This is a genomic window from Thioclava sp. F36-6 (assembly GCF_002020305.1).
Classification (GTDB): domain Bacteria; phylum Pseudomonadota; class Alphaproteobacteria; order Rhodobacterales; family Rhodobacteraceae; genus Thioclava; species Thioclava sediminum.
This window is the reverse complement of record NZ_MPZX01000001.1, coordinates 688,518-711,057: the sequence shown is the minus strand read 5'-3', so window position 1 is coordinate 711,057 and position 22,540 is coordinate 688,518. Positions and strand designations below refer to the sequence as shown.

Below are 22,540 nucleotides of genomic sequence, written 5' to 3'. Positions count from 1 at the left end.
ACGCGCGCGAGAGAGTTCTTGCGATTTGAGATAAATCGGCCGGAGTTCAGCCCGGCGTGACCGTGTTGTCGGGTTGCCACGGCGCGAGCCCGGACGCGTCCAAGGGCAGCGCCAGAGCCGCGCCATCCGATGCCCCCGCCGGATCAAGCGGCGGAAACTGCGCCATCCGCGTCGCGACCCGGTTCGCGCACAGCCGCCCGCCGCGGTCGTTGAGATGGATCAGCAGATCGCCCCCCGCCTCGACCGCGAGATACCAGCCGCGCGTCGCGAGGTTGATGCCGCTCTCGCCCCACAGATCGATCTGCGGAATGCCCCAACGATCGGCGACACGCGCATGCACCGCGTTGCGCTCGAAATGCCCTTGCGGCCAGTCGAGCGTCCCGTCGAAAGTCCAGAAGGCCTGCGGCTCGCGCACGATGAACAACCGATGATCGGGCACCCCGTCGAAGCCGCTCGCCGCAAGATAATTGGCGATCATCGTGTGCCACAGCCCCTCATACGTTACGATATGCCCGTTGCTCAGCGGCGCAGACAGGAAGGCCGCCGCACCATCCGCGGCGTTGCGCGCCTCGAACTCGTCCTGCTCTGTTTCGGTCATGATCCGGTCGCAGCTATAGGCGATGCCGGGCTGCGCAACGTGATAGACCGCGCGCGCCTCGGCGCTGCCGGTATTGCGATGCTCATAGAGGATATCGAAGCCGGTCTTCGTGCCGGGGGCCATGAAATAGGCCCCGGCTTGCGTCGCCGCGAGCCCCTCAGCGGGGCCTGCGAAATGCCCGACGGAGAGCGCCGCCGCCTTCGCCGCCAGCCCCGCGATCTGCGCCCCATCGAGCGCGAGGGTTTGATACCCGGCATTCGCGAGATCCGTCACCCCGTCATTCGCGCCGAGCCAGAAGATCGTCGCCGCACTCCGGTCCCGGACACCCGCGCTCAGGCCCAGCGTCGTCGCGTTTCCTGCGGTCGCATCGCTGAAATTGATCAGGTCGTTCGCGAGTCCCGCCATATAGTCGCGCGAGAACATACCCGTCACACCCTCGCCCGGCTTGGGCTGCAAGGTGCCACCCGAGATCCCGCGCACCGAGTGCCCCTCGAGCGACAGCATCTCGCGCAGATGCGGTTGCCACATGACCTGCGAGACCAGCGAATGGCCCAAAGTGATAACCCTCTTGCCCGCCCAAGGGGAGCGCAGCGCCTCCGCCATGTCGGCAAGATCCGCGCGGGCCGCCTGCCCCGCCTGCTGGGCGTAGCCCGTCTGGACCGCACGCACCGCGTCGAAGCTGATCGCCTGCGCGGTCTCGGGCAGCGGGTGATAGGGGGCGCCCAGCCGCGCCAGCGCTTCGGCCACCTCCGTTTCGCTGAGGTCGAATGCGGGCTCGCCGGCCACGCCCAGATCGACCAGCATGAAGCAGCGCAGCGTGAGTTTGAGCGACAGGGTCAGGAGGTTCTGATCGCTCCCGTCGCGCGGGCTCGCGAATTCGATATAGGGATTGCCGCGCGTAGCGCTCTTCTCGGCGGTGAAGCACCGCGCAACGCGGTGGCGGATCGGCGCACCTATGTCACCCACCTGCACGCGCAGCGCATCCATCGCCGATCCCGGCGTCGATTGCAGCACGAAGGGACGCCAGCCGAGCGTGTCGATACCGCTTGCAGCGACATCGCCCTCCGCGTCGAAATCGGCGTAGAGCGCGTAGCGATGCCCCGCGACCAGATCGACGCCCGCGCCGGGGACGTCCTTATAGATCAGCATCGCGCCGAAGCTTTGCCCCGACAGGCTCCGCGCGACCTCCGCGCCCTCGGGGGGCCAGCTTACAGTATCCGCCCCAGAGATGGCCCATCCCGCGGCACCGTCGCGAAAGTCGTTGCCGCCGAAGACCGAGCGCATACCAGAGAAACTCCGCGCCGACAGCGCCTCGGAAGACGGGTAGCTCGCGACCTCCTCGGCGATGCCTCCGGCCGCATGGCGGTAGAGCGTCGCGAAAATCGCGCCCTCGCCCGCCACACTGAAATGCGCGCCTTCCGCCGTGGCCCCGAGTCCGTCGGCAACGCTCGCATAAAGTCCGCCGCTCAGCATCGCGGCATCGCGCGCCAGTTCCGCCGCCGCCCGGCTCTCCGCAGCGGACGCGCTGGCCCCCGCCGCCACCGTCGCCTCTGCGCCCGCCGATTGCGCCGCGACCTGCGCAGCCTCCGCCCAGGCCTGCGCGCTTTGCGTGCCCGGCCCGCCCGGAGTCGCGCCCTCCGCCCAAGCCTGCGCCAGCGCGACATATACCGCGCTCGCCTCCGAGGGCGGCGTATCTGCGGGCGCTTCCTCGGGGGCAGTCGCGATACAATTGGCGAAACTCTCGCTTGGTGCTTCGGGCACCCGGGCCAGAAACTCCCAATGCAACTCCCACGCGTCACCGAAACAGGTGCCGTGATAGTCGCCCGCAGGCAAGTCGATCGCGAGCGCGCCCTCCGCGTCGGTCTGGGCCGAGACGACCCTAGGCACCCGGACCGTGACGCCGCCTTGCTCGACGGTCGAGACGATTCCGCCCAGCCGCTCGAAGCTGACGGTGCAATTGGCGCTAATCGTCCCGTCTGGGGATGTGACGATTCCGGTGATGTGGCAGGTCATGCGATCCTCGCTCAGGGTAAGCCGCTGTCGAGGGATAGGATCAGCAAGAGGCCCTACCGAGCCTTGAACCGAGCGCACGGAGCTCGCCCGAGGCCATCAGGACTTTGAAAACAAATGGAAACCGCCAAAGCTGGAGATACACAAAGCCGCGCGCACATCTACGGTGCAACGTGAGATTTTCGAAATGGGGGATACCCGCCTCGGGTCTGTCAGCTTTCTCTTCAGGAGAGAAATGGTGCGGTCGAGAAGACTCGAACTTCCACGGGAGTTACCCCACAGCGACCTCAACGCTGCGCGTCTACCAATTCCGCCACGACCGCACTGTCTAGGCTTGGTGTGGCGCGTATTAGCCAAAGGCTTGGGGGATGAAAAGGGGGTATTTCGGGATTGGCGAGAATTTTTCGCATTCGCGCTCTTGCCGTTGCGACAGGCCGGGCCGTCCCGGCCTGTCGCGGGGTACAGGTTATTGCGGAGCCGCGGTTTCCACGAGCTCCGCCGCCTTCGCCGCAAAGCTCGGCAGCGCCATCGCGGGCTTCGGCGCGGTGGCGGCGTCGGCGCGGCCGTTCATCATCAGGGCCGCCTTGCGGATCAGACCGCTGCGCTCGGGCTGCGCAGGCGCGAAGACCGGCTGCGCCGAAAGCGCGTTCTCGTACCAGCCCATCGCAAGATCGACGCGCTCGGCCGTGCCGATTCCCTGCATCAGGTGATGGCCGATCAATTCGTCATAGGCGCCCTCGCCCAGACCGCCCAGAACCAGCGCCGAGCCCAGCGCCACATCCATGTCGTCGGTGCGGTAGCCGACCGACAGGCAGACCTTCGCGGTGCCCGAGAGCTGCGCCGGGCTCATCCCCGAGCCGTCGATGAAGCTTTTCACCTTGGCAAGCGTTGCCTCGCGCGGGGTGGTGCCGATGGCGGCCACCTGCTGGGAGAGAAGCGCGCCGAAATCGCGGCATTGCGCGGCGATCTGCTCGGGCGTGAAGCCCCCGATATTGGCCTCCAGCTCCGCGCCCTCGTCCAGCGCATAGCCGCGTGCGAGGCAGAACTGCTCGCCCAGGGCCTGCCCCGGATCGGTCAGCGAGGCTTCGGTGACGAAGCCGCCATTGGAGGACGTGACGAGACTGGTCTTGGCGCAGAAAGACGCAAGCGACACCGGAACCGACTCCGTAACCGGCGCGGGCGCCACGAAGGACGGCATCGCGGGCGCCGGCTGCGAGGCCATCTGCGTCGCGAAGGACGGCGCGGCCGGAGCTGGCGCAGGCGCAGGCGCGGCAGCCGTGACCGGCGCGTTGCTCTGGGCCCCCGGATCGGCCTTCTGACATGCTCCCGCCTGACAGGTGAACATCGCAGGCGTCGCGTTATAGGCCTGAAAATCGTTGCGCGAGAAGCCGCTCGGCGTCGAGGCGAAGACCCGCACCGCGCAGCTCTTGTCATTGCACCAGAAGCCCGGCCCGAGCACCGAGGTGTCGAGCAGATAATCGGTGCGCCCGTCATTGTTGAGATCGGCCAGCTGCACGAAGCCAGACCGCGCCATCAACTGCTGCGGCTCGACATTGGAGCTGCGCGCGATCTCGAACACGGCCTCGGAGATTTGCGGCGGCAAGCCCCCGATCGAATTGCCCGCATAGGTGTTGCTCCCCGTGCCCAGCATCTGATCGCGCGTCTGCATCAGCAGCCCGCGCATCCCCTGCGGATGGGTCGAGATCGTCTGCGTGACTGCAGCGCCGCCCAAGCTCGCCTTCTGATAGGACGTGGTCAGAATGGTGCGCTGAATATCGGTCAGCTCACCCGTGATCGGGAAATCCATGAAGGCCTGATATTGCGAGATGCCCGCGCGCGAGTTGCGCCCCAGTACCCCGTCCGGCGTGCCGACATTCCAGCCGAAGTGGTTGAGCGAGACCTGCACTTCGCGATTGGCCTCGCGCTGCGCCGACGACATGGTCGGCTTCTTGTAATAGGTGCGCTTGGTGACCGTGCGCGGCTGGCGGTTGGCCTCGTTCACGATCGCGCCGCCGATGATCCCTCCGATCACCCCGCCTACGATATCCGAGCCGCCCGCCAGCGCCGGCCCTGCCGGTCCACCCGTAGCGACGGCGAGCGCGAGACCCGCCAGAACGAACTTGTGTTTCATCCCTGAACCCTCCAATCAAATAACTTCCGGTCTTGCCTGTTGCCCCGCAAATTCCATGTTTCTGCACGACAGGACCGGTCGGAATGGGACCGGCGCGGGGGGTGCGCGACCTTACCAATAGGTCAAGTTTGCGCTCCGAATCGGCGATGTGGCAAGGAATATTGACGCCGGGTGAGGAATTCCGGTGGGTGAGGTTAAGAAATGGTCGAATGGCGCGTAAGTGACAGCCCGGTCCCCTATCATGAGGCGCTGGCCTTCATGGAAGACCGCGTGGCCAAGATCGCCGCGGGCGAGGCCGAGGAGATGATCTGGCTTCTCGAGCATCCGCCGCTCTACACGGCCGGGACCTCCGCAAAGCGCGAGGATCTCGTCGATCCCGACCGTTTTCCCGTCTTCGAGGCGGGGCGGGGCGGTCAGTACACCTATCACGGGCCCGGCCAGCGCGTCGCCTATGTCATGCTCGATCTGAACAAGCGCGGGCGCGACGTGCGCTGCTTCGTGCGCCAGCTCGAGGATTGGGTGATCGCCGCGCTCGACGAGTTCAACGTGAAGGGCGAGATTCGCGACGGCCGCGTCGGCGTCTGGGTCCAGCGCCCCGACAAGCCGAAGGCGGCGGATGGCAGCCTGCGCGAGGACAAGATCGCCGCGATCGGGGTGAAGCTGCGCAAATGGGTCAGCTTCCACGGCATCTCGATCAATGTGGAGCCGGACCTGTCGCATTTCGAGGGAATCGTGCCATGCGGGATTCGCGATCACGGGGTGACCAGCCTCGTCGATCTCGGCCTGCCGGTCGAGATGGCGGATCTTGATCTCGCGCTACGTGCGACATTCTGTCGCATTTTTGTGAGTAAACTAAATGCGACCTCAGAAGTTTAGTGGACACATAGGTAATCATGCATGTTAGAACGCCCTTCAAGGCAGCGTGACTGCCCTGTGAAAGCCGGGTCGGGAGGGCCCGAGCTTCGTCTCAAAATGAACAAGGAAGACGCGATGAAACTCAGCCTTATTGCCATGATCACCGCCGTCACCGTTGCGAGCCCCGCGCTTGCGCAGGACGTCGAGAAAGGCAAAAACGAATTCAAGCGGTGCAAGGCCTGTCACTCGATCGTCGCCCCCGATGGCACTGCGATCTACAAAGGCGGCAAGGTCGGCCCGAACCTCTACAACGTGATCGGTCGCAAGGTCGCATCCGTGGATGGCTATAAATACAAGGACGGGATCAAGGAATACGCCGATACCGGCGCCGTCTGGACCGAAGAGCTGCTCGCCGAATACATCACCGATCCGTCGAAGTTCCTCGAGGAGCAGACCGGCGATCCCAAGGCGAAATCGGGCATGGCCTACAAACAGCGCAAGGACCAGGCAGACATCGCCGCTTACCTCGGTTCGGCAGAAGTGTCGCCCGACGCGCCCGCGTCCTGATCGCGACATAAACGCATCACGCGTTCGTTGGCGGACCCTTTCGGGGGTCCGCTTTTTTTGTGCCAGCGTCGCGGATTCGCAACGCCCGCGCGGCGCCACCCCGACGCTCGCACAGCCTGCCAAGGGCGCGAGATCACGGATCACTCACGCCTGACAGAACTGCGACATTTTTTCACGGATGCGTGTGCAGAATTCTTGCCCTGCCATCGAAATATTCATAACCTCCGTTCATTCAGGCCCAAAGGGACGGGAGACCCGGGTCTGACGGGAGAAATGGGAGATCACTATGGCGGACGCAGCCGTTCACGGCGAGGGCGCACATGACACGCGCGGGTTCTTTACCCGCTGGTTCATGTCGACCAATCACAAGGATATCGGGATCTTGTATCTCTTCACCGCAGGCGCGGTGGGGCTGATCTCGGTCCTGTTTACAGTTTACATGCGCCTCGAGCTGATGGAGCCGGGCGTGCAATACATGTGCGCCGAGGGCGCGCGCTTCATCGCTTCGGCCGAGGAATGCACCCCCGACGGGCACCTCTGGAACGTGATGATCACCTATCACGGCGTCCTGATGATGTTCTTCGTCGTCATTCCGGCGCTGTTCGGGGGCTTCGGCAACTATTTCATGCCGCTCCAGATCGGCGCGCCGGACATGGCGTTCCCGCGGATGAACAACCTCAGCTACTGGCTCTATGTCGCGGGCACCTCGCTCGGGATCGCTTCGCTGCTCGCCCCCGGTGGCGGCGGCGGCGCAGGCTCGGGCGTGGGCTGGGTGCTCTACCCGCCGTTGTCCGTGAACGAGGGCGGCTATTCGATGGATCTCGCGATCTTCGCCGTGCACGTCTCGGGCGCCAGCTCGATCCTCGGCGCGATCAACATGATCACGACCTTCCTCAACATGCGGACGCCGGGCATGACGCTGCACAAGGTGCCGCTGTTTGCCTGGTCGATCTTCGTGACCTCCTGGCTGATCCTGCTGTCGCTGCCGGTTCTGGCGGGCGCGATCACCATGCTGCTGATGGACCGTAACTTCGGCACCACCTTCTTCGATCCGTCGGGTGGCGGCGATCCGATCCTCTACCAGCACATTCTGTGGTTCTTCGGACACCCCGAGGTCTACATCATCATCCTGCCGGGCTTCGGCATCATCAGCCACGTCATCGCGACCTTCTCCAAGAAGCCGGTCTTCGGCTACCTGCCGATGGTCTACGCGATGGTGGCGATCGGTGTTCTGGGCTTCGTCGTCTGGGCGCACCACATGTACACGGTGGGCCTGTCGCTGACCCAGCAGAGCTACTTCATGGTGGCGACGATGGTGATCGCGGTGCCAACGGGCGTGAAGGTGTTCAGCTGGATCGCGACGATGTGGGGCGGCTCGATCGAGTTCAAGACGCCGATGCTCTGGGCGATCGGCTTCCTGTTCCTGTTCACCATCGGCGGCGTGACCGGCGTGGTGCTGTCGCAGGCGCCGCTCGACCGCGTCTATCACGACACCTACTACGTCGTGGCGCACTTCCACTACGTGATGTCGCTAGGGGCGGTGTTCGCGATCTTCGCGGGCATCTACTTCTGGATCGGCAAGATGTCGGGCCGCCAATACCCGGAATGGGCCGGTAAGCTGCACTTCTGGATGATGTTCATCGGGTCCAACCTGATCTTCTTCCCGCAGCACTTCCTGGGCCGTCAGGGCATGCCGCGCCGTTACATCGACTATCCGGAGGCCTTCGCCACCTGGAACTACATCAGCTCGATCGGTGCGTTCATCTCGTTCGCCAGCTTCGTGTTCTTCATCGGCATCGTGCTCTACACCCTGTTCAAGGGTAAGCGCGTCACCGAGAACAACTACTGGAACGAGTATGCCGACACGCTGGAGTGGACCCTGCCCTCCCCGCCGCCGGAGCACACGTTCGAGGAGCTCCCGAAGCGCGAGGATTGGGATCACGCCCACGCGCACTAGTGATCTAGATCTCCTGATAACGAGAACGGCCCCGGAGCGATCCGGGGCCGTTTGCAAAAGGGCGAGAGGTTGCAGGAAGGACCGGGCGGATCATGCCCTATCGCTGGACAGATACCGAAGGCCAAACCATGGAGGCGCCCCGCTCCGAGGCTGCGCCCCTGCCCGATCAGCTGCACCTGTGGCCCTATCGTTCCCTGCCGCGCAAAGGCTTCGTCTTCTTCATCGCGGCCACGGTGGTCATGGTCAGCCTGCCGCTGCTGTCGCTGCTGGGCCATGTGGAGCTGTGGGGGCTGCTGCCCTTCATCGCGCTCGCCATCGCAGGCGTCTGGTGGGCAATCTCGCATAGCTATCGCACCGGGGAGGTGCTCGAGGTCCTGACCTTCAACGGGCCGGACCTGCACCTGATCCGCCACGAACCGGGCAAACCCTCGCGCGATTGGGCGGCCAATCCGCATTGGGTGCAGGCCGATCTGCATGGAAAGGGCGGGCCGGTCGAAGCCTATCTGACGCTGCGCGGCGGCCCGCGCGAGGTGGAGATCGGCGCCTTTCTCACCCCGGAAGAACGCCGCCAGCTGCACCGCGAACTGGTGATCCGTCTTGCAGCCTCGCGCGCCCCTGTTGCGCCCTGATCACCATGAAATTCACTTCGAGATACCGACCCCCGGTGCGGCCACGGGCAGGCATTCATACTGTTCTTCGATCTTCAACGCCGCTTCGCGCGCCCAGGCGTCGCTGTCCCGGTTGACCTCTTGCGCGGCGGAACTCGCCCCGGTTCCGGCCTCCAGAGCGGAGACCAGCGTCTCGGCGAACCTGTCGCCGTAGCTTTGTATTTCGGCCTCATAGGCAGCATGGGCCTTGCGCGCGCGGGCCTTGGTGGCCCTCGGCGTGCTGCCCGGCGCGCAGAGATAGCTCACCTCGCCGCCCAGAGCCGAAGAATTGAAATGATAAAGCGCGCGGTCGGGATAGCTCCGCTTCAGATCCTGCAGGCCCGGTTCCGGGACACATCCCGATAGACCGACAACAGTCCCAATCACCGCCAACCCCGGAAGACACCTCATCCACTTCTCCAAACACATTACTCGTCACTCGACATCAGGCACAGCCTTGGCGGCACCGCTCAGTCGTCCTTGGTGTCGGGCAGGCCTTCGCGCTTGGTGCTCGCGATATCTTCAAGCTCGCTTTCGGACATGCTGTCATACATCTCCTTCGATGCGCCCTGAAGATCGCCGACCTTGGTCTCGCCGCGCTTGGCTGCGAGCGCCGCGCCCGCTGCTTTCTGCTGTGCTTTCGATTGCGCCGGCATCGCCGCCTCCTTTGACAAATGCTCAAAAGAAAACGCCCCACAAGGGGGCGCTGTTCCCAGTCTCGAGAGACCCAAAGCAGATCAGGAGGCGAGACGGTCTTTCACCATCGGGCCAGCCTTCGAGAAATCCATCTGTCCGGTATATTGGCCCTTCAGCTCGCCCATCACGCGGCCCATATCGCGAATCGACTCCGCGCCGAGTTTCGAGATGGCGGCTTCGATGGCGGCATTCACCTCATCTTCGCTCAGCTGACGCGGCAGGAAGTCCTCGATCACGCGGATCTCGGCCTGCTCCTTCTCGGCCAGCTCCAGCCGACCGCCCTCTTCATAGGCGCGTGCGCTTTCCTGACGCTGCTTCACCATCTTTCCCATGATCGCAAGCACTTCGGCGTCGCCGACAGTGCCCTCGCCTTCGCCTTCGGCGCGCATCGCGATCTCGCGGTCCTTGATGGCGGCGTTGACCAGTCGCAGCGTCGAGAGCCGCTCCTGATCCTTTTCCTTCATCGCCGCTTTCAACGCGGCGGCGATCTTATCGCGCATTTGCATCACATCGTGTCCCTACTTCAGTGAAGGCGCCAGAATAGCGGCATTGCGAAACGCGCACAACATCCGCAAGCCATTGATAAATAAGCAATTCGCAATTATCTCATGGCCTCTTGACCCCCGCGTTCAGCGCGTCTAGGTTCCGGCGAATTTTGACATCGGGGAGTCGCGCCATGCCTGCAAGCCAGTCCGCATCGGAAAAGCCCACTGCGTTGATCGCGCTCGCTGATGGATCGCTGTTTTACGGGAAGGGTTTCGGCCGCCCGGGCGAGACAGTGGCCGAACTGGTCTTCAACACCTCGATGACCGGCTATCAGGAAATCATGACCGACCCCTCCTATGCGGGTCAGGTGGTGACCTTCACCTTCCCCCATATCGGCAACACCGGCGTGAACCCGGAAGATGACGAGACGAACGATCCCGTCGCCGCTGGCATGGTGGTGAAATGGGACCCGACCGAGCCGTCGAACTGGCGCGCAGCCGAGACGCTGGTCGAGTGGCTCGAAAAGCGCGGCCGGATCGGCATCGGCGGCATCGACACCCGCCGCCTCACCCGCGCGATCCGCCAGCAAGGCGCGCCGCATGTCGCGCTCGCCTACAACCCCGATGGCGTCTTCGACATCGAGGCTCTGGTGCGCAAAGCGCGTGAATGGTCCGGGCTCGAAGGGCTCGACCTCGCGAAGGACGTGACGTGCTCGCAAAGCTACCGCTGGGACGAGATGCGGTGGGCCTGGCCCGAGGGTTACAAGAAAGCCGAGGGCAACGATCTGAAAGTGGTCGCCATCGACTACGGCGCAAAGCGTAACATCCTGCGCTGCCTCGCCTCGGCTGGCTGCGACGTGACCGTGCTGCCCGCCACCGCGACCACCGAAGACGTGCTCGCGCTCGAGCCCGATGGGGTCTTCCTGTCGAATGGTCCGGGCGATCCGGCGGCGACCGGGGAATATGCCGTGCCGATGATCAAGGGCATTCTGGAAACCGAGCTGCCGGTCTTCGGCATCTGCCTCGGCCACCAGATGCTGGCGCTCGCGCTCGGCGCGAAGACGATCAAGATGAACCACGGCCACCACGGGGCGAACCACCCGGTGAAAGACCTGACCACCGGCAAGGTCGAGATCACCTCGATGAACCACGGCTTCGCGGTCGACAGCCAGACCCTGCCCAAAGGTGTCTCCGAGACCCACGTGTCGCTCTTCGACGGCTCGAACTGCGGGATCGCCATATCCGATCGCCCGGTCTTCTCGGTGCAGTATCACCCCGAGGCGAGCCCGGGCCCGCAGGACAGCTATTACCTGTTCGAGCGCTTCGCGACCGCGATGCGCGCGCGCAAGGCGTAAGCTGCACTCCGACCAATCGCTCGCCGTGATGCCTAACCGGCCCCGGCGGGCGTTAACACCATGTTAACCAAGCGTTCGCATTCTGCCCTGCGGGACAGATGCGAGGATTGGCATGGGCGGCGCACGGCGACAGCTTCTCGAAATACCGGCGGCGATAGCAGAACCAGCGGAACGCGCGCAGCGCGCGTCACCGGCGAATTCGTCTGGCGCGGTAACGCGCCCTAAGCCCGACCGCCCGCCGCGCCAACCTTTGGGACAAATCCTGTTGGATCGGGGAGTGGTCGACCCGGGCGACCTGCTCAAGGCCGCAGCGCTGCGGCAACGCGAGGATGTGCGGCTGGGCGACATTCTTTTGGCCAATGGCTGGGTGCGCGAGGCCGATCTGCTGGCGGCCTTGGCCGAGCAATGGCGCGCCTCGGTCGTCGATCTGCAGACCTGCCCGCCCGATCCGCGCCTGATCGATGCGATCGGGGCGGAGCTTTGCCTGAGACATGCGATGGTGCCATGGCGGCGCGTGGGCGGTGTCACCCTGATCGCGACCGCACGGCCCGAAGATTTCGAAGCGCTACGCGACGCCCTGCCCGTGCGCCACGCACCCTATAGGCTCGTGCTGGCTCCGGAGCGCTGCATCCACGAGAGCTTGTTGGCCCGTCGGCAGACCGCCCTGATCCGCCGCGCCGAGATCAAGGTCGACCCGGCCGAGAGCTGCCGTGACCATAACGAAAAGCGTGCAAGCCGGATTGCGGCGGGGTTTCTCGTGGTGACGGGTCTCGGCCTGTGGCTCGCACCTTCTCTCCTGATCGGCATTCTCTTCGCATGGGTGATGCTGACGCTCGTAGGCTCCATCGCGCTCAAACTGGCCGCTTTCGCGAGCGAACTCATCGCCTGCCGCCGTCCCGCCCCTGACCCGTGCGACCGTGGCGCGCCAAGAGGACGGCTCCCGATCATCTCGATGATGGTCCCGCTCTTTCGCGAAACGGACATCGCCGCACGACTTGTCGAACGGCTCGGCAAGCCGCGCTATCCGCGCGAATTGCTCGACGTGATCCTCGTCGTCGAGCAGACCGACGCGATGACTCTGGCAGCCCTATCCGGCGCCGATCTGCCGCGCTGGATGCGGGTGGTCACGGTGCCGGACGGGCCGATCAAGACCAAGCCGCGCGCGCTGAACTACGCGCTGAACTTCTGTCGGGGGTCGGTGATCGGCGTCTGGGATGCCGAGGACGCGCCCGAACCCGATCAGCTTCAGATCGTCGCGCAACGTTTCCTCGCAGCGCCGCCCGAGACCGCCTGCCTGCAAGGCATCCTCGATTATTACAACCCGCGCACCAACTGGCTCGCACGCTGCTTCACCGTGGAATATGCGACCTGGTTCCGCATGTTCCTGCCGGGGCTCGCGCGGCTCGGTTTCGTCGTGCCTCTGGGCGGCACGACCCTGTTCTTCCGCCGCGACGCGCTGGAGAAGCTGGGCGGCTGGGACGCGCATAACGTGACCGAAGATGCCGATCTCGGCGTGCGTCTGGCGCGGCATGGCTACCGGACAGAGTTGATTCCGGCCGCCACTTATGAGGAAGCCAACTGCCGTGCTGTGCCTTGGGTCAAACAACGCTCGCGCTGGCTGAAGGGCTACGCGATGACTTGGGCGGTCCATATGCGCGATCCGGTGCAGTTCTGGCGCGATCTCGGAACGAAACGCTTCATCGGGGTGCAAATCCTGATCCTCGGATCGCTCTCGCAATATGTTCTGGCCCCGGTGCTGTGGAGTTTCTGGCTCGCGCTGTTCGGGGTCTGGCATCCGATTGCGAGTGCCCTGCCCGACCCGGCCTTCGCGCTTGTTATGGGCACCTTCATCCTGTCCGAGCTGATCGCGATCTCGACCTCTGCCTGGGCCTGCCGCGGTGCGGAACATCGCCATCTGATCAAATGGGTCCCGACGCTGCATCTCTATTTCCCGCTGGGGGCGCTGGCAGGCTGGAAGGCGCTGTATGAGTTGGTCGCGCGGCCCTTCTACTGGGACAAGACGAGCCACGGCATTTTCGATGCCCATAGCAGCACAGCGCCGGACAGCGCGCAGCACAGGCTTCTCGAGGAAGTCGCAGCCGCACAGGCCGGGGCAAAGCCCGGACCGCAGCGTCTGGCGCGTGCGCCGCTTATCGGCTGATCAGAGCGCCTCGGCCCAGTGGCCCGCCGTGCCGTGATGCGCAGCGTCGAGCGTGAGGCGCGTCTCGAAGGCGCGCGAGATATGGGCGCGCAGTGCCGAGGCAGCCGCATCGCCATTGCCTTCGCGGATCGCATCGACAATCGCCTGATGCTCGTCGAGCGCAGCCTCGCCCCGGCCTTTCACCGCAAGCGAGGTCGTCGCGAGAAGCGCCATCGAGCGGTGCACGAGGTCGAGCTGCTGGACAAGGTAACGATTATGCGAGGCGAGGTGAATTTGGTGGTGGAACCGGCGATTGGCCCGGCTCAACGCCTCGGGATCGTCCAGTTGCCCGCGATCCTCGTCGATCATGTTCTGCAGCACGCGGACCTCTTCGGGCGCCGCATGTTTCGCCGCCAGCTGCGCGGCCAGCGCCTCCAGTTCGGCGCGCACGATATAGAGCTCCGCCAGCTGGTTGTGATCGAGCGAGGCCACGATCAGCGACCGCCCGTCACGGGCCAGCATTTGCTGGGTTTCCAGCCGTTGCAGCGCCTCGCGCACCGGGGTGCGTGACACTCCGAACCGCTCCGCCAATTCGGATTCGACCAGACGGTCCCCGGGGCGGTAAACGCCTTCGTCGATGGCGTCGAGTATGAGAGTGTAGGCGTCTTTTTGCATGCAACCTGCTTTCGCGTTCTGCCAGAGATTAGGCGCGGGCCGCCCCCGGTGACAAGCAGATTGCACCTGCGCGCCCCGCGACCTAGCTTGCAGCCCATGACAGACAGCTCCGCGCCTGCCCCCGCCTCCGCCACCCCCACCGACCGCGATCTCGCCGCCGAGTTCGCGCATGTCGACGCCTGGGTGTTCGATCTCGACAACACGCTCTACCCGCCAGAGGCGCGGCTCTTCGACCAGATCGAAGTGAAGATGACCGATTTCGTGATGCGCTCGCTGGGCGTCGATCGCGCGCGGGCCGACCATCTGCGCAACCACTACTGGCAGCTTTACGGCACCACGCTGGCGGGTCTGATGCACGAGCACGATGTGGACCCGGCCCCCTATCTCCACGAGGTGCACGAGATTTCACTCGACCATCTGGTGGTGGATAAGGCGCTGCGCGAAGGCATCGAAGCCCTGCCGGGACGCAAGATCGTCTATACGAACGGCTCAGCCCCCTATGCGACGCGGGTGATCGCGGCGCGCGGGCTGACGGGTCTGTTCGACGGGGTCTATGGCGTCGAGCATGCCGAGTTCCATCCCAAGCCGCGCGCCGAAGCTTTCGACCGGGTTTTCGCGCAAGCCGGGATCGCGCCCGACCGCGGTGCGATGTTCGAAGACGACGCCCGTAACCTGCGCCATCCCCATGCGATCGGGATGAAGACCGTGCATGTCGCCCCCGCTTCCGCGCCGGAGGATCACATCCACTATCACACTGCCGATCTCGCCGGGTTCCTGCGCAAAATCACGCGCGCATGAAGGGAAAGTGACGGCGCTGCGACAATATGGCACGGCTTCGCATCTTTATCGAAACGAGATGCATCTTTAAATCACGGTGGCCTGTCAGGGAGACAGCAAACGGGAGAATCGATTATGACCATGACGACCGCCGATTCCGGCGTTTCGGCCTATGTGGCCGATCATTCCGAAACCGAGCACAAGCAGATTTCGCCGGCTTTCATGTTCACCCTCGCGCTTGTCGTCGTGGCTTTGGCCGCGGGCATGGTCGCGATCATGGGCCTTGGCGGCCTGATCCTCTGGGCCGTGGGCGCCACCTGGATCATGCTCGCCCTCATCGTGGTGATGACCGCAGGCGGCTGACGTCGCATTAGAAGAATTCTCGCCCTTGGCGAACACGGCCCGGATCCGCGCGATCCGGGCTGTTTCTTTTTGCGCCCCGCGTTGCGGGACCTGCACACCCCCGGCTTGCGTTTCGCTGTGTCGCCGCGTCGCATCCCGGCGGCGGATCATTGCACCTGCCCGCGCCGGAGGGCAAAGTGGCACGGACATTGACGGAGGCGCCCCATGGCCGAGACCCGCACACCCATCGACACCGATATCCTGATCTCCGGCGGCGGCGTCGCCGGTCTGACGGCAGCCGCAGCCTTCGGGCAGGCGGGCTTCACCACGATCTGCGTCGACCCCACGCCGCCGGTCACGGAAGAGGCGGCAGAGGGCGCGGATATGCGCTCGACCGCGTTCCTGCGCCCGTCGCGCGAGGTGCTGCAGGCTGCGGGGATCTGGGATCGGCTCCTGCCCTATGCCGCGCCGCTGCAGATCATGCGGATCGTGGATGCGGGCGGCGAAAGCCCGACCGCGCGCCTGACCCGCGATTTCGACGCGGCGGACCTGTCGGACGAGCCCTTCGGCTGGAACTTCCCGAACTGGCTGCTGCGGCGTGAACTGGTGGCGGCGCTGGCCGATAACCCGCTCGTCGATTTCCGCCCCGGCGTCGCAACGACCGGCCTCGTGACCCGCGAAAGCGGTGCCGAGGTGACGCTGTCCGACGGCACCCATGTGCGCGCGCGTCTCGTGATCGGGGCCGATGGCCGCAATTCCTTCGTGCGCGAAGCGGCGGGGCTTGGCGTCAAGACGATCCGCTATGGCCAGAAGGCGCTGGCCTTCGCGGTCACCCACCCGATCCCGCATGACAATGTCTCGACCGAGATCCACCGCTCGGGCGGGCCGTTCACGCTGGTCCCGCTGCCCGACCGTGACGGCAAACCCTCTTCCGCGATCGTCTGGATGGAGCGCGCCGCCGAGGCCGAACGCCTCGCCACGCTGCCCCCGGAAGAATTCGAAGCGGCGATCATGGAACGCTCGACCGGGCTTCTCGGGCCGCTGAAGCTGGAGACCCGCCGCGCGGTCTGGCCGATGATGACGCAGATCGCGGATCGGTTCTCGGGCCAGCGCGTGGCCCTGATCGCCGAGGCTGCGCATGTCATTCCGCCGATTGGCGCGCAGGGGCTGAACATGAGCCTCGCCGATCTCGCCTGCCTTCTGAAGCTGGCCGAGGAAGACCCGGTGCATCTGGGCGAGGCGAAGATGCTCGACGCCTATCACCGCCGCCGCTGGCCGGAGGTGAAGGCGCGCGAAGTCGGGATCGATCTGCTCAACCGCGCCTCGATGGTCGAAGCCCAGCCGCTGCGCGATCTGCGCGCAGGCGTTCTGGGCGCGCTCTATTCGCTCGGACCGGTGCGCAAGACGCTGATGAAGGCGGGGCTTGGCGTGCGTTAAGCGACTGACTGGCGCGGCTGCAACCACGGCCCGCGCCAGAACCGCCGCATCATCATCGCCCCCGCCGAGGCAAGGCCAAGCACTAGGCCGAGCCAAAGCCCGACGCCGCCGAAATCCAGCGTGAAGGCGAGAAAATAGCTGGCCGGGATACCGATCAGCCAATAGCTCGCCACCGCCATCCACATCGGCACGCGCGTGTCCTGCACCCCGCGCAGCAGGCCCAGCGCCATCACCTGCATCAGGTCGAAGAGCTGAAAGATCGCCGCGACCATCAAGAAACGCACGCCGTAAAGGACGATCTCCGGCGTGGCCGGATTGTCGGCATCAAGAAAGAGCCGCGTGAGCCAGGGACCGGCGAAGACGAAGACCGCCACCGTCAGCAGACCGAACCCCACGGAGAGCCCCGTCACCACCCGCGCCCCGTCACGCAGAAGGCGCGGGTCACGCTTCCCATGGGCCCGGCCCGCCCGCACGGTGGCGGCGTTCGACAGGCCGACATGCACCATGAAGGTGATCGAGGAGACCTGCAGCGCGATCCCGTGCGCGGCGAGTTCGATCGTGCCGATCCAGCCCATCATCAGCGCCGAGGCCTGAAACATCGACCCCTCCGCCACCGCAGTCAGCCCCACCGGCAGGCCCATTTTCGCGACGATCCAGAAGGCCTCCCAATCGGGCCGCCAGAACCGCTGGAACAGCCGGATATGGGTCAGGCCCGGCGCACGCGCGGCATAGATCGCCTGCGCGACAAGGTTCAGCACCATCGCGCTCAGCGAGGCGATGGCCGCACCCCGCACGCCCAGTTCCGGCGCACCCCAATTGCCGAAGATCAGAATCCAGTTCACGCCCGCATTCAGCAGGACAGCCCCCAACGTGATCCAGAGCAGCACCGCCGTGCGCTCCTGCGCGGACAGGTACGAGCGGATCACCATCATCGCGAGACCGGGCGCGAGGGCGAAGCCGAGGATGCGCAGGTAATCCTGTGCGAGCGCCGCGATCTCGGGCTTCTGACCCAACATCTCCAGCACCGCGCCGGAATTCCAGAAGACCGGCAGCATCGCGAGGCCGAACAGGATCGACAGCCAGATCCCCATTCGTGTGTCGCGCCGCGCCTGCACCTCGTCATCCGCGCCCAGGCTCGCCGAGACGCGCCCCATCACCGCCAGCGCGATCCCGTTGCCCAGCATGAAGATCGAGAAGAAATAGGAGGTACCCAGCACCAGCGCCGCCAGCGCCTCGACGCCATACCAGCCCACCATCACCGTATCAGTCACGTTGAGCAGCATCTGCGCGAGGTTGGAGCCGATCAGCGGCAGACCCAAAGTGAAGATCGCCCGCACGTGGCGGGCGAGAGGCATCGCTTGGTTTTGCGGCTGAGGCGGTGGCGCGCTCTGATGGGGGTCGGTGCTCGTCATGGGCGAGCGCTAGCCCCGCCCGACGCGGCGGTCAAGAGAGCGGTTACTCGCCCACTTCTTTCTTACCCGTGATCATCGGCTTCACGAGGTTCACGCCCTTCCACGTCCGGTAATAGACGATGGCCGCGATGTGGATGCCCACGACGATCAGCAGCAGGGTCGCCACGAATTCATGGATTTTCGGCGCCCAGCTCGTGCTGATGCTCTCGGGCACGGAGCCCGCAAGGGGACCGACGTTGATATAGTCTTGCGGATCGGAGGTCAGCCCGGTCACGACCTGCACGATCAGCAGCGCGAGCATCACGAGAACCGACCAGCCGCCCAGCGGATTATGCCCGACATGGCCGGAGCTTTCCTTCGACGGCAGGTGGCGAAGATAATTCGCCACCTCCTTGGGTCCATAGAGGAACTGCGAGAACCGCGCCGTGCGCGACCCCACGAATCCCCAGATCAGACGCACCGCCAACAGCCCTGCGATCGCGTAGCCGGCATAGAAATGCCACGTCATCTGGTTCGGCCCCCATTCGCCGAGGCCCCAGGCGGCGGCAAAAGCCGCCACCAGAAGCCAGTGGAACAGACGCACGACAGGGTCCCAGACCGTGACGGTTTTCTTCGCGGGGGAGGCGGCGGTGTCTTTCATTCTGCGTTACTTCGAACGGAACTCGTCATGGCAGCTTTTGCAGGTGCCGCCGAGCTTGCCGACCGCCGGCTGCAGCGTCTCGAGGCTGCCTGCCGCATCGGGCATCTCAGCCGCGGCTTGATGGAGGGCATCCGCCTTTTCCATGAACAGGTCCATGTTCGACCAGATTTCCGACTTCGCGTGGGTCTCCATCATGTCGTCGACCGAAGTTCCTTCGACGAAGAGCGGCGAGATGTCGACCTTCGCGAGCGCCGCAATGTTGTTGGCGGCGGTCTGTGCCTTGGCGGCATCGAAGTCCATCTTGCCCTGCGCCATCGGCGCGAGCACGGCCATCTGGGCGCCGAGCAAATCGAAGAAACCTTGGCGCGCTTCGACAGCGTCTTTGGGCGACTGCGCGAAAGCGGCGCTGGCGGCGAGGGTGAAGGTCAGGGCGAGGAGAGGCTTACGCATGTGGAACTCCAATCTGCGATGGCAAGAAACGTACAGGTTTGAGGTTACACGCATTCGTGTCAATCCGAAGACACTCCTATGTGCGCAGGCACACATTTCCCCTACCGGGACGATAGGGAGGCACCGGGTCTTAGGCAGGTTCCGGCCTATTGCCGTTCGAACGCGCAATTTGCCTAGAAATCGCACTTAAATCGCGACGGAACGTCAGGCACCCCGCGTATAAGCCGCGCCAAACCCTGACTTTATGCCGAAATCTGCGGAATCAGCGCTCGGGTTTGCGGGCGACGAAATCGATCAGGGCGGCGCGACCGGAATGGCCCGCGCCCTCGTCGAGATCGGCATCGTAATCGGCCTGATGCAGCACCTCCCAGCGCGGGAAGGCGTCGCGCAGGAGATCGAGATCGTAGAGCTGCTCCACGACCCCGGGACCGCCCGTGCCGTAGCGCGGCTGGCGGCGCGCGAAGCCGTGGATCAACGCGAGCCCGCCCGGTTTGAGCGCGGTCGCGATGCCGTCGAAAATCTCCGCCCGAAACGCGGTATCGGCGAATTGGATGAAACAGGCGAGAACGGCGTCATATTCGCCGCGCGGCCAGTCATAGCCGCGCAGATCGGCGTCGATCGTCTGCATCGACACGCCCCGCTCCCGCGCCAGTTCAGCGGCCTTGCGGCGCGCGTTCTCCGACGGCTCGAGGGCCGTGACCTGCACTCCGAGGCTGGCGAGATAGGTGCCGTTGCGCCCTTCGCCGTCAGCGATGCTCAGAAGCCGCGCCCCCGGAGCGAGACGCCACGCCTGACGCGCCACGAAATCCGCCGGGGTCGTGCCATATAGATACTCTTCTCCGGCGAATCTTTCGTTCCAGCCCATGCTCTCCTCCGGTTGTTACCTTTCACATGGAATGCAACCGGCGAAGGGACAAGCCCCACCGGTCACCGAAATCGCCATCGGCAATCACATGCTCAGGATTTGGTCACGCGGCGCTGATCGGGATGAAGAGATGCGCCAAGAATATGCTCGGACGAATGCACGACATGGCTCGCATGGCCCACGATCAGCGGATCGGGCGGCGTTGCGATCGTGGGATCCTTGTCGGGATAGTCCAGCGTCGACAGGAAATGCTTCATGCAATTCAGCCGCGCGCGCTTCTTGTCGTTCGACTTCACGATGGTCCACGGCGCATCGGCGGTGTCGGTGTAGAAGAACATCGCCTCTTTCGCCTCGGTGTAATCGTCCCAGCGATCGAGGCTCGCCAGATCGATCGGCGACAGCTTCCAGCGCTTGAGCGGATCGGTTTCGCGCGATTGGAAGCGACGGCGCTGCTCCTCGCGGGTGACCGAGAACCAGTATTTGTAAAGCCGGATGCCCGAGCGCACGAACATACGCTCCAGCTCCGGGGTCTGGCGCATGAATTCGAGGTAATCGTTAGGCTTGCAGAAGCCCATCACGCGCTCGACGCCCGCGCGGTTATACCAGCTGCGGTCATAGAAGGTCATCTCGCCCGCGGTCGGCAGATGCTCGACATAGCGTTGAAAATACCACTGACCGAGTTCCTCTTCCGAGGGCTTGTTGAGCGCGACGACCCGGGCAAAGCGCGGGTTGAGGTGTTCGGTGAAGCGCTTGATCGTACCGCCCTTGCCCGCCGCATCGCGGCCCTCGAAGAGGATCACGAATTTCTCGCCGCTCTCCTGCGCCCATTTCTGGACCTTCAGCAACTCGGCCTGAAGCTCCGCCTTCTCTTTCTCATAGGCGGCGCGCGCCATCTTGCGCTTGTAGGGGTATTTCCCGGTCTCGAAAGCCAGCCGCACCGCACTGGGATCGACGCGCGGGAAGCTCTTCGGGCCGGTCGCCTTCGGCTCGGGCGGGGTGATCGCGGGATGCGCCTCGGCGGGATCGATCGGCTTGACGACAGCCTCTGCCTTCCCGGCTGCGGCCTTGGCCGGTTTCGTCGCGTCGCTCATGAGCTGATCTTTCATGCGTATCCCTCCGTTGGCTGAACCTTCCGGAGCATCGCGCAATCCCGCGTGATGTGCCTTGATACGCATCAAAAACCCGTGTCTGCTGGGCCTCCGGCGGCAAAACCGCCACAAAAATCGAGCGAAACGAAGGAACGGACATGATCACGATCTACGGCAACTATCATTCGCGGGCGAGCCGGGCGCTGTGGTTGCTCGAGGAGTTGGGCCTGCCGTTCCGTCTGCGCCGAGTCGTGCAGGCGAACCGTTTCAAGGATCCGCTCGCGCCGGAGGTTCCGCTCAACACCCGCTCGCCCGAATTTCGCAAGCTCTCGCCGATGGGCGCGATCCCGGTGCTGGAGGAAGACGGGCTTATCTTGACGGAGTCGCTCGCGATCAACCTGCATCTCGCACGCAAGGCGGGAGGGCCGCTCGCCCCTGCGCACGAGCGCGAACTGTCGCAAATGGAGCAATGGGCGCTCTTCGCCGCGACCTGGATCGAGACCGACGCGCTCGCCCTCAGCTTCGTCTATCGCCGCAAGGAGCAGGACACGCCGGAAGGCAAGGCCGAGATCGCGTCTCTCTGCTCGAAGCTCGCACGGCCCCTGACCACGCTCGAGACCCATCTCGAGACGCATAGCCATATAGTGGGCGGCCGGTTCACCGTGACCGATCTCAATCTCGCGGAGGTTCTGCGCTACGGGCAGGACCACCCGGAGTTCCTCGCCCCCTACCCGCGCCTGCAAAGCTGGATCAAACTGTGCCAGAGCCGCAAAGCCTTCCGCGCGATGTGGGAGAAGCGCGAAGCCGAGGCGGTTTGATTCGGCGAACCCCGCGCCGCGCATAGTTCGAACGGTGTATGTGATGATGGCGCGAATACGCGCTCTGCTCAAGCGATGGGCAGGCGCTCAACCCAACTTCGCCTTTCAGTCAGGTCTCCCTGACCAAGTGGTCGGGTTTTCCGCAGCGGGGTGAATTCCTCTTAGCAATACAGCTTCCCTTACGTCATTTTGTCGGGGTGAAGAGGGTTCGAGGTAACCATGTCTGCTTTGCTTGGATACAGCCTGTGTTTGGGTGCGACGCTGATCGTGATCGCGGGAGATTTCGTTCTGAAATCCGCCGTTGATAAAGGTCACGCGCTGCATTCGCCGTCTGTCTTCCTAGGTTGCGTGCTTTACGCCGCTTCGGCAGCAGGTTGGTTTCTGGCCTTGCGGCATGTGTCGCTGGCACAAACGGGCGTGGCCTCGGCGCTTTTCACATTGATGGCTCTGGTGACGATGGGAGTCGTCCTGTTCGGTGAAAAACTCGCCTTGCGGGAAGTCTTCGGTATCGCGATGGCGGTGGGGTCGATGCTGCTCATGGCGCGCGTCGCGTAAGGGCCGGACGTTTTCGGGGGTGTGGGGCTTTCGAAGCGGA

22 protein-coding genes and 1 tRNA gene are annotated in these 22,540 nt (G+C 64.6%); 11 read left to right on the top strand and 12 right to left on the bottom strand.

Features of this window, described 5'->3' with window-relative positions; genetic code table 11:
• Positions 1 to 46: 46 nt before the first annotated feature.
• From BMI88_RS19695 to BMI88_RS03345, 3 genes are all read right to left on the bottom strand, one after another.
• Positions 47 to 2,611, bottom strand: coding sequence for a hypothetical protein (locus tag BMI88_RS19695; protein WP_078546056.1), 2,565 nt, complete (start codon positions 2,609 to 2,611; stop codon positions 47 to 49).
• A 233-nt stretch (positions 2,612 to 2,844) separates the two neighbouring features.
• Positions 2,845 to 2,931, bottom strand: a tRNA-Leu gene (locus tag BMI88_RS03350).
• Between the two features lie 143 nt (positions 2,932 to 3,074).
• Positions 3,075 to 4,739 carry a peptidoglycan-binding domain-containing protein gene (locus tag BMI88_RS03345; RefSeq protein ID WP_078546054.1) on the bottom strand — a complete coding sequence of 555 codons (1,665 nt, stop codon included), beginning with the start codon at positions 4,737 to 4,739 and terminating at the stop codon, positions 3,075 to 3,077.
• Between the two features lie 201 nt (positions 4,740 to 4,940).
• Between BMI88_RS03345 and lipB the strand changes: the two genes are divergently transcribed.
• The 4 genes from lipB to BMI88_RS03325 all read left to right on the top strand — a co-directional run bounded on the left by lipB (position 4,941) and on the right by BMI88_RS03325 (position 8,747).
• Positions 4,941 to 5,615 carry a lipoyl(octanoyl) transferase LipB gene (gene lipB, locus BMI88_RS03340; protein ID WP_078546052.1) on the top strand — a complete coding sequence of 225 codons (675 nt, stop codon included), beginning with the start codon at positions 4,941 to 4,943 and terminating at the stop codon, positions 5,613 to 5,615.
• A gap of 114 nt (positions 5,616 to 5,729) precedes the next feature.
• Entirely contained in the window at positions 5,730 to 6,161 is a 432-nt protein-coding gene (locus BMI88_RS03335) for a c-type cytochrome (protein ID WP_078520032.1), read from the top strand.
• Positions 6,162 to 6,447: 286 nt separating this feature from the next.
• Positions 6,448 to 8,118, top strand: coding sequence for a cytochrome c oxidase subunit I (ctaD, locus tag BMI88_RS03330; RefSeq protein WP_078546050.1), 1,671 nt, complete (start codon positions 6,448 to 6,450; stop codon positions 8,116 to 8,118).
• Positions 8,119 to 8,246: 128 nt separating this feature from the next.
• On the top strand, positions 8,247 to 8,747 hold the full coding sequence (locus BMI88_RS03325) for a DUF2244 domain-containing protein (protein WP_246831812.1): 501 nt from the start codon (positions 8,247 to 8,249) through the stop codon (positions 8,745 to 8,747).
• A 12-nt stretch (positions 8,748 to 8,759) separates the two neighbouring features.
• Here the strand turns inward: BMI88_RS03325 and BMI88_RS03320 are convergent, their stop codons facing one another.
• The 3 genes from BMI88_RS03320 to BMI88_RS03310 all read right to left on the bottom strand — a co-directional run bounded on the left by BMI88_RS03320 (position 8,760) and on the right by BMI88_RS03310 (position 9,967).
• Positions 8,760 to 9,176, bottom strand: a complete 417-nt coding sequence (locus tag BMI88_RS03320) for a hypothetical protein (RefSeq protein ID WP_146673462.1) — start codon at positions 9,174 to 9,176, stop codon at positions 8,760 to 8,762.
• A 59-nt stretch (positions 9,177 to 9,235) separates the two neighbouring features.
• Positions 9,236 to 9,421, bottom strand: coding sequence for a DUF3008 family protein (locus tag BMI88_RS03315; protein WP_078539825.1), 186 nt, complete (start codon positions 9,419 to 9,421; stop codon positions 9,236 to 9,238).
• Positions 9,422 to 9,502: 81 nt separating this feature from the next.
• Positions 9,503 to 9,967 carry a GatB/YqeY domain-containing protein gene (locus tag BMI88_RS03310; RefSeq protein WP_078519770.1) on the bottom strand — a complete coding sequence of 155 codons (465 nt, stop codon included), beginning with the start codon at positions 9,965 to 9,967 and terminating at the stop codon, positions 9,503 to 9,505.
• Positions 9,968 to 10,137: 170 nt separating this feature from the next.
• Between BMI88_RS03310 and carA the strand changes: the two genes are divergently transcribed.
• Both carA and BMI88_RS03300 read left to right on the top strand, forming a co-directional pair.
• Positions 10,138 to 11,301 carry a glutamine-hydrolyzing carbamoyl-phosphate synthase small subunit gene (gene carA, locus BMI88_RS03305; protein ID WP_078519771.1) on the top strand — a complete coding sequence of 388 codons (1,164 nt, stop codon included), beginning with the start codon at positions 10,138 to 10,140 and terminating at the stop codon, positions 11,299 to 11,301.
• A 265-nt stretch (positions 11,302 to 11,566) separates the two neighbouring features.
• Complete coding sequence (locus BMI88_RS03300; protein WP_246831811.1) at positions 11,567 to 13,462, top strand: glycosyltransferase family 2 protein; 1,896 nt, start codon at positions 11,567 to 11,569, stop codon at positions 13,460 to 13,462.
• Here BMI88_RS03300 and BMI88_RS03295 read toward each other — a convergent pair whose 3' ends face one another.
• Positions 13,463 to 14,116 carry a GntR family transcriptional regulator gene (locus tag BMI88_RS03295; RefSeq protein WP_078519773.1) on the bottom strand — a complete coding sequence of 218 codons (654 nt, stop codon included), beginning with the start codon at positions 14,114 to 14,116 and terminating at the stop codon, positions 13,463 to 13,465.
• A gap of 96 nt (positions 14,117 to 14,212) precedes the next feature.
• Here BMI88_RS03295 and BMI88_RS03290 point away from each other — a divergent pair, with 96 nt between their 5' ends.
• The 3 genes from BMI88_RS03290 (at position 14,213) to BMI88_RS03280 (ending at position 16,672) form a co-directional block, all read left to right on the top strand.
• Complete coding sequence (locus BMI88_RS03290; protein WP_078546041.1) at positions 14,213 to 14,914, top strand: pyrimidine 5'-nucleotidase; 702 nt, start codon at positions 14,213 to 14,215, stop codon at positions 14,912 to 14,914.
• 114 nt (positions 14,915 to 15,028) lie between these two features.
• Positions 15,029 to 15,256 carry a hypothetical protein gene (locus BMI88_RS03285; protein ID WP_078519775.1) on the top strand — a complete coding sequence of 76 codons (228 nt, stop codon included), beginning with the start codon at positions 15,029 to 15,031 and terminating at the stop codon, positions 15,254 to 15,256.
• Positions 15,257 to 15,460: 204 nt separating this feature from the next.
• Positions 15,461 to 16,672 carry a UbiH/UbiF family hydroxylase gene (locus BMI88_RS03280; RefSeq protein WP_078519776.1) on the top strand — a complete coding sequence of 404 codons (1,212 nt, stop codon included), beginning with the start codon at positions 15,461 to 15,463 and terminating at the stop codon, positions 16,670 to 16,672.
• Here the strand turns inward: BMI88_RS03280 and BMI88_RS03275 are convergent.
• From BMI88_RS03275 to ppk2, 5 genes are all read right to left on the bottom strand, one after another.
• Positions 16,669 to 18,027, bottom strand: coding sequence for an MATE family efflux transporter (locus tag BMI88_RS03275; protein ID WP_078546039.1), 1,359 nt, complete (start codon positions 18,025 to 18,027; stop codon positions 16,669 to 16,671). The two genes, BMI88_RS03280 and BMI88_RS03275, sit on opposite strands and share 4 nt — an antisense overlap.
• Before the next feature lie 100 nt (positions 18,028 to 18,127).
• Positions 18,128 to 18,724, bottom strand: a complete 597-nt coding sequence (locus BMI88_RS03270; RefSeq protein WP_078546037.1) for a cytochrome b/b6 domain-containing protein — start codon at positions 18,722 to 18,724, stop codon at positions 18,128 to 18,130.
• A 6-nt stretch (positions 18,725 to 18,730) separates the two neighbouring features.
• Positions 18,731 to 19,174, bottom strand: coding sequence for a cytochrome c (locus BMI88_RS03265; protein WP_078519779.1), 444 nt, complete (start codon positions 19,172 to 19,174; stop codon positions 18,731 to 18,733).
• 262 nt (positions 19,175 to 19,436) lie between these two features.
• A complete protein-coding gene (locus BMI88_RS03260) occupies positions 19,437 to 20,039 on the bottom strand; it encodes a class I SAM-dependent methyltransferase (RefSeq protein WP_078546035.1) in 603 nt (200 codons plus the stop codon).
• 92 nt (positions 20,040 to 20,131) lie between these two features.
• A complete protein-coding gene (gene ppk2 / locus BMI88_RS03255; protein WP_078519781.1) occupies positions 20,132 to 21,145 on the bottom strand; it encodes a polyphosphate kinase 2 in 1,014 nt (337 codons plus the stop codon).
• Positions 21,146 to 21,285: 140 nt separating this feature from the next.
• Between ppk2 and BMI88_RS03250 the strand changes: the two genes are divergently transcribed.
• Positions 21,286 to 21,945 carry a glutathione S-transferase family protein gene (locus BMI88_RS03250; protein ID WP_078519782.1) on the top strand — a complete coding sequence of 220 codons (660 nt, stop codon included), beginning with the start codon at positions 21,286 to 21,288 and terminating at the stop codon, positions 21,943 to 21,945.
• 219 nt (positions 21,946 to 22,164) lie between these two features.
• Positions 22,165 to 22,500: a hypothetical protein gene (locus BMI88_RS03245; RefSeq protein WP_146673461.1), complete on the top strand. Its 336-nt coding sequence runs from the start codon at positions 22,165 to 22,167 to the stop codon at positions 22,498 to 22,500.
• The last annotated feature ends 40 nt before the right edge of the window (positions 22,501 to 22,540 follow it).